The organism is Stenotrophomonas maltophilia (assembly GCF_047497515.2).
Classification (GTDB): domain Bacteria; phylum Pseudomonadota; class Gammaproteobacteria; order Xanthomonadales; family Xanthomonadaceae; genus Stenotrophomonas.
On the sequence record NZ_JAXAXL020000019.1, the window covers coordinates 75,061 to 85,552 of the forward strand.

Annotated in this window: 9 protein-coding genes; 2 read left to right on the forward strand and 7 right to left on the reverse strand. The window is 66.8% G+C overall.

The window, feature by feature from the left end; genetic code table 11:
- Nucleotides 1-9 precede the first annotated feature (9 nt).
- Nucleotides 10-2,070 (reverse strand): glycoside hydrolase family 99-like domain-containing protein, encoded by a 2,061-nt coding sequence (locus ACMZPQ_RS19950; protein WP_197580353.1) that lies wholly within the window; start codon nt 2,068-2,070, stop codon nt 10-12.
- Between the two features lie 116 nt (nt 2,071-2,186).
- Here ACMZPQ_RS19950 and ACMZPQ_RS19955 point away from each other — a divergent pair, with 116 nt between their 5' ends.
- Nucleotides 2,187-2,774: an alpha-ketoglutarate-dependent dioxygenase AlkB gene (locus ACMZPQ_RS19955; RefSeq protein WP_197580352.1), complete on the forward strand. Its 588-nt coding sequence runs from the start codon at nt 2,187-2,189 to the stop codon at nt 2,772-2,774.
- Nucleotides 2,775-2,832: 58 nt separating this feature from the next.
- On the opposite strand, the gene ACMZPQ_RS19960 is transcribed toward ACMZPQ_RS19955, so the two are convergent.
- Genes ACMZPQ_RS19960 through ACMZPQ_RS19975 form a run of 4 tightly spaced genes read right to left on the reverse strand, consistent with a single transcriptional unit; the run spans nt 2,833 to nt 6,504 of the window.
- On the reverse strand, nt 2,833-3,474 hold the full coding sequence (locus tag ACMZPQ_RS19960) for an ABC-type transport auxiliary lipoprotein family protein (protein WP_197580351.1): 642 nt from the start codon (nt 3,472-3,474) through the stop codon (nt 2,833-2,835).
- Nucleotides 3,471-4,397 carry an MlaD family protein gene (locus ACMZPQ_RS19965; RefSeq protein ID WP_004154114.1) on the reverse strand — a complete coding sequence of 309 codons (927 nt, stop codon included), beginning with the start codon at nt 4,395-4,397 and terminating at the stop codon, nt 3,471-3,473. Before ACMZPQ_RS19965 ends, ACMZPQ_RS19960 begins: the two co-directional genes overlap by 4 nt.
- Before the next feature lie 3 nt (nt 4,398-4,400).
- The gene (locus ACMZPQ_RS19970; RefSeq protein WP_197580350.1) at nt 4,401-5,228 is read right to left on the reverse strand and encodes an ABC transporter ATP-binding protein; all 828 of its coding nucleotides are present in this window, start codon (nt 5,226-5,228) and stop codon (nt 4,401-4,403) included.
- 1 nt (nt 5,229) lies between these two features.
- The gene (locus tag ACMZPQ_RS19975; RefSeq protein ID WP_414486108.1) at nt 5,230-6,504 is read right to left on the reverse strand and encodes an ABC transporter permease; all 1,275 of its coding nucleotides are present in this window, start codon (nt 6,502-6,504) and stop codon (nt 5,230-5,232) included.
- Between ACMZPQ_RS19975 and ACMZPQ_RS19980 the strand changes: the two genes are divergently transcribed.
- The gene (locus ACMZPQ_RS19980) at nt 6,444-7,703 is read left to right on the forward strand and encodes a threonine/serine exporter family protein (protein WP_014645868.1); all 1,260 of its coding nucleotides are present in this window, start codon (nt 6,444-6,446) and stop codon (nt 7,701-7,703) included. The genes ACMZPQ_RS19975 and ACMZPQ_RS19980 overlap by 61 nt on opposite strands.
- Before the next feature lie 136 nt (nt 7,704-7,839).
- On the opposite strand, the gene ACMZPQ_RS19985 is transcribed toward ACMZPQ_RS19980, so the two are convergent.
- Both ACMZPQ_RS19985 and ACMZPQ_RS19990 read right to left on the reverse strand, forming a co-directional pair.
- Complete coding sequence (locus ACMZPQ_RS19985; protein WP_197580348.1) at nt 7,840-8,223, reverse strand: H-NS histone family protein; 384 nt, start codon at nt 8,221-8,223, stop codon at nt 7,840-7,842.
- A 227-nt stretch (nt 8,224-8,450) separates the two neighbouring features.
- The gene (locus tag ACMZPQ_RS19990; protein ID WP_197580347.1) at nt 8,451-10,154 is read right to left on the reverse strand and encodes a proline--tRNA ligase; all 1,704 of its coding nucleotides are present in this window, start codon (nt 10,152-10,154) and stop codon (nt 8,451-8,453) included.
- Nucleotides 10,155-10,492: the final 338 nt, after the last annotated feature.

A 10,492-nucleotide genomic window follows, 5' to 3' on the forward strand; every position in this document is an offset into this window, starting at 1 on the left:
GCACAGACCTCAGCGTCCCCGAGCGTAGGCGTATTCCGAGGAGGCAGGGCGCGGGGGAGCGCCCTCAACCTCGGAGGTGTCGGCCACGGTGAAGCCGGCCGCCGACACTACGGCTCCGGTCGCGCGCTCGATGGCATGTGCCAGCGTGCCATCGATCTGCCCGGCCTCCGTATCGAACATGCTCGGCAGCAGATGGGCATCGAGCAGCGGGCGCAGCGCCGGCAGGCGCACCCAGAACATGCTGCCGGACGCGAACTGGCCGTCGCCTGGCGCGCTGTCCAGGCCCAGCAATGCCCAGAGCCGCTCCATGCGCGGCGCATTGCCGCCGATGTAGTCGGCCACCTTCAGCAGGTGGCCTGCCGGAGCCATCAGGCCAACACCGGGATCGGCCTGCAGATGGGCCAGGTTGGCTGCGGCCCGGTCGGCGCCCAGCAGCGCATCGACCATCTCGCGCCGCCACTGGTCGCCATTCTCGCGATGGGTGGAGCGCTTGGTGTGCAGCTTCAGCACCAGTGATTCATTCTCCTGGAGCAGCCGGTCGGCTGCGTGCAGGAACGGCAGGATGTCGCGGCCGTGGTTGTCGTAGGCCCAGATCTCGGCAGGCGTGCCCTGCGCCTCGGCGATCGACTGCACCTGTGCCTGCCGCTCTTCGGTGGTGGTGATGACCAGGCGCGCTTGCAGCCCACTGTCTTTCACCGCCTGCAACAGCTCCGGCAGGGCATCGAGGTACCACGCGTGGATGACGATGCAGGGACGCGACGGAGCGGCCTGCGAGGGTACCAGTGCGCGCCGGGTGGCCTGCAGCCAGGCATGGCCGAGACGGGCATCCGGTTCGAGAACGGCACTTTCCGCCCATTCGTTCCAGGCATTGATGAATACCAGGCGCCGCGCTGGCGCTACATCGCGCAGGCGCCGGTGCACCGTGTCCTGCAACCAGTCGCTGTAGCCACGCGGGGAAGCATGCAGCAGGACGCGTCCGCGTCCCGGACGGCGCGCCTCGTTGTCCCAGCCCGGGTTGACGCCTGGATACAACGGGTAGTCCGCCAGCGGTGCACGGCGCATCTGTGCGGCCAGCTCACGCCAGTCGCGCACGTCGCCTTCGTAATCGGGATTGAGCAGGAACTGCGCGGTGTTCAGCTGGCGCGGTGCGGCGATGTTGGGCGGGAATTCCACGGCGGCATCGAAGCCAATATCGCGAGGATCCGGGCGCTCGAAACTCTGTACGTAGGCCAGATGGATCTCGCCGATGCCGTTGTCACGGCACCATTCCCGCCAGCGCGCCGCTGTAGCCTTGGGATCTGGCAGCAACTGCGGCCGGTACAACAACAGCACCGGCCGCCCCTCGACTTTCAACGCACGCGGATCGCGCAGGTAGTCGGCGACATGGGCGATGAACGCCAGATCATCGTGCGCGCTGTGCTGCTGGCCGATCAGCACGTCCTGGTTGCGGCCATCCCAGCGCCGGGTCCAGTTTTCGTTGGCCCAGCAGAGGCAGAACGGCAGTTCAATCGTGCTGTCGGCCAGCCATTGCCGCAGCGGCTGCTCCATCAACGTGCGGCCACTGAACCAGTAGAAATAGAAGCAGAACGCACCGATGCCGTGATCGGCCGCCAACTGCGCCTGCGCGCGCAGGGTGTCGGCGACGCGCAGGTCATAGAAGCCCAGGTCGCCGGGAAGGCGTGGCTGCACATGGCCCTCGAACTGAGGCAGGGCGCGACTGACATTGCGCCATTCAGTGAAACCCTTGCCCCACCATGCATCGTTCTCTTCGAACGGATGGAACTGCGGCAGGTAGAAGGCCACCAGCGTGGCCGGCAGTGTGGCCGGCAATGGCGCGTCTTCTGCGGCGGCGTAGCCGATCGCCCGCTCATCGGCGCGCAGCAGCGCACGCGCACCATCGACTGCTGCACCGACACGGCCGCGCGGCGGTGGAGGGCTCCAGCTGCCGATACGGTCCAGGCCACGGTTGCGCAGGCGGTCACGTAGCGATGCGGGCATCGGCAGGGCACGGAACAGTGCGCGCAGGACCGAGAAGGTGAACCGGCGGATGCCGAGCGCCGCGTGGCTCATGGATGGAACCTGGCGAGAGGGGAGCGGCGCATGATTTGAGACCGACGGTGGGACTGCAGCCATTTTCCGGCAATCGCCGTTGCAACGGCAAATCGGCCAGGTGCTACTGTGCCGCCATGTTGTTTCCCCAAGACCTTCCCGATGCCGATGTCCGGTACCTGCCGGGCTGGCTGGCTGGTGCCGAAGCCGACGCCCTGCAGCGGGATCTGCAGGCCGAGGTGCCGTGGGAGGTCCACCGCATCCGCATGTTCGGCAACTGGGTGGATTCGCCGCGATTGAGCTGCTGGATCGGCGACCCGCAGGCGCGCTATCGCTATTCGGGCGCGGAGTTCGTGCCGCACCCGTGGCCGTCCTCCTTGCAGGGCATGTGCGAGCGGCTGCAGGACGATGGCATCGGCCGCTTCAACAGCGTGCTGCTGAACCGTTATCGCGGTGGTGGCGACTACATGGGCTGGCACAGCGATGACGAGCCCGAACTGGGGCCGGCACCGGTGATCGCGTCACTGAGCCTGGGGGCGGCGCGGCGTTTCCTGCTGCGCCGGCGCGATGATCCGGCGCGCAAGGCCGAGTACCTGCTGGGCCATGGCGATCTGCTGGTGATGGGCGGGCAGACCCAGCGCTACTACCAGCATGCGCTGCCGAAGATGGCGCGGGTGCAGGGTGAACGGATCAACCTGACGTTCCGCTGGATCACGCCACGGTGATGCGGACGGGGGTAAGAGCCCTTTCCCGGCGGGAAAGGGCTCTTACCCCTGCGATGGATCAGCGCTTTGCCGCCAGGGTGTCGTTCTGGCCGCTGGTCAGCGTCCAGCCGACCATATCCTGCGCCAGCTGCTGCAGGCCACGCTCGAAGGCGGCGGTCACCGCCGGCACGTCGGTGCTGCCGACCGGCTGCGCCTGGCGGAAGGTGCGGTCAGCCACCACGCGCTGGTCGGCAACGTGGATCAGCTTGGCGTTGACCTCGATCACCACCGTTGGCGTGGCCTGGCCCTGGTAGTCCGATTCGAAGCGGCGCACATCGGTGGACAGCTTGTAGTCGGCGCGGATGCCGGCGGTACTGCGGGCCGCGCCGCGGATGCGGCCGGAATCCTCGAAGCCGCGGATCAGCGTGTCCTCGATCATGTCGGTGGCCGGCTGTGCCCAGCTGGCGCCCTTGTAGATCTCCATCTGCGAAGGCGTCGGCCGCACATTGATGCGCGGGCTGTCGACCATGCGCGCAGCACTGGGCTTGGCCAGCACCAGCTGCCAGTTGACCTGCGGCCATGCCGGGTCAGCCTTCACCTGCACCGCGGGCGAATACAGCGTGACTGCGGTTTTCTCGCTGCTGCCAAGGATGGAGCAGCCGCCCAGCAGGGTGGCCATCGAAGCGGCCAGCAGCAGGCGCGGAAGCGGCATCGGGCTCATTTGGGTTCGAACTCCTTCGGTGCGTCGCGGCCCAGCAGATAGCGCGCGGGGTTGTTCTCGAGACGGTCGCTGACCCGGCGCAGGTCGCGGATCAGCCCGCGCAGCTCGGTCAGCGTCGGGCCGAGCTGGCCCAGGCCATCGTTGGCGAAGCTGTTGATCGCGGCGCGGTTCTCGCCAAGGATCGAGTCGGCATTGCCGGCGGCCGAATCGAGCTTGCCCAGCGTGGCGTCGAGCTTGTCGATGATGCCCGGCAGCTGCTGCACCAGGTTCTTGTCCAGGCGCTCGATGGTGCCGTTGGTGGTTTTCAGCGTGGTGTCCAGGCTGCGTGCGGCATCGCGCGCGCTGAGCAGCAGCGCCTGGGTGCCCTGGTCACGGTCGGCCAGGCCGCCGCTGATCGTTTCCAGGTTGGCCAGGGTGGCGTTGATCGAGGCCACGTTGCGGTCGCTGAGGATCTGGTCCATGCGCTCGACGATGCGGTTGGCGACGTCGGTGATGTTCTGCAGCGCCGACGGCGTGGTCGGAATGATCGGCGCCGGGTCCTTGTTGACCGTGGTCAGCGCCGGCGACTGCGGCGTGCCGCCGCTGAGCTGGATGATCGACGGGCCGGTCAGGCTGGTGATCGCCAGCTTGGCACGGGTATCGGTCTTGACCGGGGTGGTCGAGTTCAGGCGGATGCGGGCGACCACCTGGCGCGGGTCGTCCGGTACCAGGTTCAGTTCGGTGATCGAACCCACCGCGATGCCGTTGTACTGCACCGGGCTGCCCACCGACAGGCCGGTCACCGCCTCGCGGAACACCACGCGGTATTCCTGCCAGGTGCGGTCGGAGGAGTACTTGGCGGCCCACAGGCCGAAGGCCAGCAGGGCCAGGCCGGTGATCAGGGTGAACGCGCCGATCAGCACGTAGTTGGCTTTGGTTTCCATGGCTCAGGCACTCTCGATCTGTTCACCCCGGGCGGCACGCGCACGGGGTCCGTGGAAGTATTCCTGGATCCACGGATGATCCAGTTTCTCGATGTCCGGCAGCGGCGCATTGGCCACCACCTTTCGGTCGGCGATCACCGCCACCCGGTCGCAGATTGCATACAGCGTGTCCAGGTCGTGGGTGATCAGGAACACAGTCAGCCCCAGTGCTTCCTGCAGGGTCTTGATCAGGCGGTCGAACGCGGCCGCACCGATCGGGTCAAGGCCGGCGGTGGGTTCGTCCAGGAACAGCAGGGGCGGGTCCAGCGCCAGTGCGCGGGCCAGGCCGGCGCGCTTGCGCATGCCGCCGGACAACTGCGACGGCAGCTTGTTGATCGCATCGGCGGGAAGGCCGGCCAGCTTCACCTTCAACAGCGCCAGCTCGTAGTGCCAGCGCTCGGGCAGCTCGCGGTGATGTTCCTGCAACGGCACCTGCACGTTCTCGCCCACGGTCAGCGACGAGAACAGGGCGCCGTCCTGGAACAGCACGCCGGTGTTGCGCTCGATATGCAGGCGGCTCTCGGGATCATCGGCACGCGCATCGCGGCCCAGCACTTCGATCTGGCCCGCGTCGGGCGTGCGCAGCCCCAGGATCGAGCGCATCAGTACCGATTTGCCGGTACCGGAGCCTCCGACCACGCCGAGGATCTCGCCACGGCGCACGTCCAAGTCCAGGTCTTCATGCACGGTCTGGCTGCCGAAGCGGTTGACCAGCCCACGCACGCGGATGGCCAGGTCGTGGCCATCGTCGTCCTGCATGGGGATTTCTTCGGGGGCCGGATGCGTGCTCATGTCACCAGTCCATGTGCATGAACCACAACGCCGCGAAGGCGTCGATGATGATCACCAGCGAGATCGTCTGCACCACGCTGGAGGTGGTGCGTTCGCCCACCGACTGCGCGGTGCCGGTTACTTTCAGGCCTTCCAGGCAGCCGATGAGGCCGATCACCACGGCAAAGATCGGCGCCTTCGACAGGCCGACCAGCATGTGCCGCACTTCCATCGTGTCGTGCATGCGCGCGATGTACATCTGCGGCGGAATATCCAGGTCGAACGCACCGACGGTGATGCCGCCAGCGAGGCCGGCGATCATCGCGATGAAAGTCAGCAGCGGCAAGGTCACCAGCAGTGCGAACAGGCGAGGCAGCACCAGCAGGTCGATCGGGTCCAGCCCAAGCGTGCGCATCGCATCGATTTCCTCGCGCGCCTTCATCGCACCGATCTGCGCGGTGAACGCGCTGGCGGTGCGGCCGGCCAGCACGATCGCGGTCAGCAGTACGGCGAACTCGCGCAGGAAGGCGATGTTGACCAGCTCGACCACGTAGATCTCCGCGCCGAAGTCACGCAGGATGGTCGAACCCAGGAAGGCGATCACCGCACCGACCAGATAGGACAGCAGCGCGACCAATGGCACCGCATCCAGCCCGACCTGTTCCATCTGGTGCACGGTGGCGGTAAGGCGGAAGCGGCGCGGCTGCTTGACCAGGCGCGCGGTCTTGACCATCGCCTCGCCGAGGAAGCTGGCCAGCGCCACGATGTTGTGGCCGGTGCCGTGCATGCTGATGCCCAGTCGTTCCAGCGCGGCCAGCACGCCGAAGTCGCGCTTGGGCTTGGGCCGGTCGTCGGCCACTTCCTCGATGGTGCACACCAGCGCCTGGTGATCGGCACGGAACTGCAGCGCGTCTTCGCCAAGGTCGGCGCGATGGGCCACGCGCAGCACCTGCAGCACGCCGGCCGAATCCATCTGCTCGATGCCGGTGGCATCGATGCCGGTCAGTTTGTCGGGAACGCCGCGCAGCACTTCGGCCGCGGCCAGCGCGGTCTTCAGGGTCCAGGTGCCGGACAGGCGGATCAGGCCCGGGTCATGGGCGTCCTGTTCGAGCTGGGGGGCGAGGTTCGGGGTCACTTGGGCCATTCGGGTCGCAGCATAACCGTTCTGTCTTGGGCTTCGCGTCGAACTCGGATGAATTTCTCCGGTAAGGCCCGGCCTAGGTAATACTACGGCGCATGTCCGCAGACGCTCACACGATCCCCACGCCCCAGGCCACCTACGCGCAGCGCGTGGCATTCGTTTCCGAGATCGCCGGCCGCCTGCACAGCTATGGCACAACGGCCCAGCGCCTGGAAACGGCCGTGGTGGCACTGGCCCGCCAGCTCGATCTGGATTGTGAACCGTGGTCGAATCCCACCGGTATCATTCTCAGTTTCAGCGACCCGGCGCAGGCGATCGGCTCCAGCGACATCACCCGCGTGATCCGCCTGGCGCCCGGTGAGAACGACCTGCACAAGCTCAGCGTGGCCGACCATATCGCCGAGGAAGTGTCCAACGGGCGGATGAGCATCGCCCAGGGCCACACCGCACTGCGGCAGCTGGACAAGGATCCGGGCCGGCGCGGCAAGCTGCGCACCATCCTTTCGTTCACCCTCGGCGCGGCCGGCGTGGCCGGCATGTGGAAGCTGCCGTGGCTGGACATCGCCACCGCCGGTGTCATCGGCCTGATGATCGGCCTGCTCGGCATGGTCACCGACCGTCGCCCGGCCACCCGCGAAGCTGCCGAAGCCCTGGCCGCACTGCTGGCGGGCATGGTCGCTACCCTGGTCGCGTCCTTCATCGGCGCGCTCAACCTCAACACGGTGATCATCGCCTCGCTGGTGGTGCTGCTGCCCGGCATGTCGCTGACCAATGCGGTCAATGAACTGGCCAGCCAGCACTGGGTGTCGGGCACCGCGCGCTTTGCCGGCGCGTTGACCACAATCATGAAGCTCAGCGTCGGCGCGATGATCGCGGTGACCCTGGCCGATGTGCTCGGCCTGGACCCGGTGATCCGCGCCACGCGGCCGCAGGGCCCGTGGGTGGAGTGGGGCTCGCTGCTGACCGCGGCGTTCGCGTTCGCGATGCTGTTCAAGGCCAACCGTCGTGATTATCCGTGGGTGATCGCGGCCTCGGTGGCCGGTTATGCGATCTCCAAGTTCGGCGGCCATGCATGGGGGGCACCGGCCGGCATCTTCCTGTCGGCGATGCTGCTGACCGCCGGTGGCAACCTGTTCGGCCGCCTGGTCGGCCGCCCGGGCGCGATCATCCGCCTGCCCGGCATCATCATGATGGTGCCCGGCAGCACCAGCCTGCGCGGCGTGCTGACCCTGGTCCAGCAGCAGGACGTGGGCGCGGGCCAGAGCGTGTTCCTGACCGTGCTCAACGTGGTGATGGCGCTGGTCGCCGGCCTGCTGTTCGGCAACCTGCTGATGCCCGCCCGCAAAACCCTGTGATGATGTCGGTGGGTGTGGACCGTTGGTCCATACGCCGGGAGGGGCTGCTTGCTGTGGGTGTGGACCTCGGTCCACACACCGGAGAATGAAAAACGCCGGCTTTCGCCGGCGTTCTTCATGACATCCCGATCAGGCCTCAGGCCTTCTTGATCAGGAAATCTTCCGGCTTCTTGCTGCCCTTGGCGGTCAGCTCGGCCATCCAGCGCGGCTGCTTGCCACGGCCGGTCCAGGTTTCCTTCGGGTTGGCCGGGTTGCGGTACTTCGGTGCAACCTTGCCCAGCTTGCGGCCCGCGGTCTTGGACGGGGCCTTGGCCACCTTGGCCACCTTGCGCGCGCGCGGCGCGGGGGCGTCGCCGAACAGTTCCTCGATGGTGTAGCCCTCGGTCTTGGCCAGCTTGCTCAGCTGGGCCCGGACCTTGGTGATCGGCCGGCGCTTGGCGACGATGGTCTGCTGCTTCTTGGCGGTGCGGATCAGGGCGCCGAGTTCGCGTGCCGACAGGCCGGTCAGGTCAATGCTCATTTACGGTTACTCCGGAAACTAATGTGTGGACGGGACGAGCCAGTCCATGGCGTCGCGGGACAGAATAGAGATGAATTATTCCAAGCACAAATGCAGAAGGGACAGGGGTTGGCGGCATGCGGGCCGCGTCGCCGCCATTTTGACCGGATTATGTCCGCTGCAATATCGGGCAACCACGCGAAGTGCAAAAAAAAGACCGGGGCATGCCCCGGTCTTGCTGTCGGTGATCAGCCCTGCAGGCGCTGCAGCAGGGTCGACTTGTCCAGGTTCTCCGCTTCGCTGGCGCGGCGCGAACGGTACTCGTAGGTACCCGCAGCCAGGCCGCGTTCGCTGACCACCACGCGGTGCGGAATGCCGATCAGTTCCATGTCGGCGAACATCGCGCCCGGGCGCAGGCCACGGTCGTCCAGAGCGGCATCGAGGCCGGCATCGCGCAGTTCCTGCAGCAGGTTGGCCGCGGCGTCGGCCACGGCGGCGTCGCCCTTCGGGTTGATCACGCACACCACCACCTGCCAGGGCGCCATCGCGTCCGGCCAGATGATGCCGGCATCGTCGTGGTTCTGTTCGATTGCGGCAGCCACTACGCGCGAGATACCGATGCCATAGCAGCCCATCGCCATCACCGCTGCCTTGCCGTTCTCATCCAGCACGGTGGCGTCCAGCGCTTCGGCGTACTTGCGGCCGAGCTGGAACACATGGCCGACTTCGATGCCACGGGCGATCTTCAGTTCGCCACCATCGAGTGCGCGGTCGCCCGCGCGCACGTTGCGGATGTCGGCCACTTCCGGTTCCGGCAGGTCGCGGCCCCAGTTGACGCCGGCCAGATGGAAGCCGGCTTCGTTGGCACCGACGACGAAGTCGGCCATCGCCGCCACTTCGCGATCGGCCACCACGCGGATGGGCTTGGCCGGTGCGACCGGACCCAGGAAGCCCGGCACGCTGCCCAGGTACTGGGCGATCTCCGCTTCGCTGGCGAAGCGCTGTTCGTCCAGGCCGGCCACCTTGGCCAGCTTGATTTCGTTGACCTCATGGTCGCCGCGTACCAGCACCAGCACGAACTGCTGGGCTTCGCCTTCGCCGGCCACCAGCGCCACCGACTTCACGGTGCGCTGCAGGTCGATGCCGAGCAATGCCGCGACCTCTTCGCAGGTCTTCTGGGTGGGCGTATCGACCTTGCGCATCGCTTCAGCGGCGGCCGCACGCGGCGCCGGGTCGGCAGCGATCGCCGCTTCCATGTTGGCCGCGTAGTCCGAGCCGGTGGAGAACACCAGCGCGTCTTCGCCGGAATCGGCGATCACGTGGAATTCCTGCGAGGCATCGCCGCCGATGGCGCCGGAGTCGGCCTGCACCATGCGGAAGTCCAGGCCGAGGCGGGTGAAGATGCGGCTGTAGGCCGACTTCATGTTCTCGTACTCGCGCACCAGGCATTCATCGTGCAGATGGAACGAGTACGCGTCCTTCATCAGGAACTCGCGCGAACGCATCACGCCGAAACGCGGGCGGATCTCATCGCGGAACTTGGTCTGCACCTGGTAGAAGTTGACCGGCAGCTGCTTGTAGCTGGACAACTCGCTGCGCGCGAAGTCGCAGGCGGCTTCTTCGGCGGTCGGGCTGTAGCAGAACACCTGGTCCTTGCGATCCTTGATCTTCAGCAGCTGCGGGCCGAACTTCTGCCAGCGGCCGGTCTGCTCCCACAGTTCCTTCGGCTGGATGGTCGGGATCTGGAACTCCACGGCGCCTGCCCGATCCATTTCCTCGCGGACGATGCGTTCAACCTTGCGCAGCACGCGCAGGCCCAGCGGCGACCAGGTGTACAGGCCCGATGCCAGCTTGCGGATCATGCCCGCACGCAGCATCAGCCGATGGCTGGTCAGCTCGGCGTCGCTGGGGGTTTCCTTGGTGGTGTGCAGGTGGAACTGGGAGAGGCGCATCGTCGGCTTCGGATAACGGCAGAGACGCCTATTCTGCCAGCCCGGCCGGGGGGAGGGGTACCGGCAGGGCTGCGCCCTGCACCCGCCTCAGGCAACGTCAATTGCAACAGCAACAGCGGGTTTGCCGTGGGATGGCGGGGTGGGTCCGGTTGCGGGAGACGCCGTAAACCCGTCCATGGGGGCTTGGCCGCGGCATCCATGCCGCGGACACTCCCGCAACCGGACCCACCCCGCCTTCGACAGACCCCGCGATCTGTTGAACATGCCGATGGGGTCAGATCCGTTTTCCTGCGGAAAACGGATCTGACCCCGGATTCAATTCGATATCTGACAGATTT

What these genes read in the sequence shown, in the direction of transcription:
- ACMZPQ_RS19950 (WP_197580353.1), bottom strand. Translation starts at nt 2,070, where the DNA reads ATGAGCCACGCGGCGCTCGGCATCCGCCGGTTCACCTTCTCGGTCCTG.
- ACMZPQ_RS19955 (WP_197580352.1), top strand. Translation starts at nt 2,187, where the DNA reads ATGTTGTTTCCCCAAGACCTTCCCGATGCCGATGTCCGGTACCTGCCG.
- ACMZPQ_RS19980 (WP_014645868.1), top strand. Translation starts at nt 6,444, where the DNA reads ATGTCCGCAGACGCTCACACGATCCCCACGCCCCAGGCCACCTACGCG.
- ACMZPQ_RS19990 (WP_197580347.1), bottom strand. Translation starts at nt 10,154, where the DNA reads ATGCGCCTCTCCCAGTTCCACCTGCACACCACCAAGGAAACCCCCAGC.
- ACMZPQ_RS19975 (WP_414486108.1), bottom strand. Translation starts at nt 6,504, where the DNA reads ATGCCACGCGCTGCGCGTAGGTGGCCTGGGGCGTGGGGATCGTGTGAG.
- ACMZPQ_RS19970 (WP_197580350.1), bottom strand. Translation starts at nt 5,228, where the DNA reads ATGAGCACGCATCCGGCCCCCGAAGAAATCCCCATGCAGGACGACGAT.
- ACMZPQ_RS19985 (WP_197580348.1), bottom strand. Translation starts at nt 8,223, where the DNA reads ATGAGCATTGACCTGACCGGCCTGTCGGCACGCGAACTCGGCGCCCTG.
- ACMZPQ_RS19965 (WP_004154114.1), bottom strand. Translation starts at nt 4,397, where the DNA reads ATGGAAACCAAAGCCAACTACGTGCTGATCGGCGCGTTCACCCTGATC.
- ACMZPQ_RS19960 (WP_197580351.1), bottom strand. Translation starts at nt 3,474, where the DNA reads ATGAGCCCGATGCCGCTTCCGCGCCTGCTGCTGGCCGCTTCGATGGCC.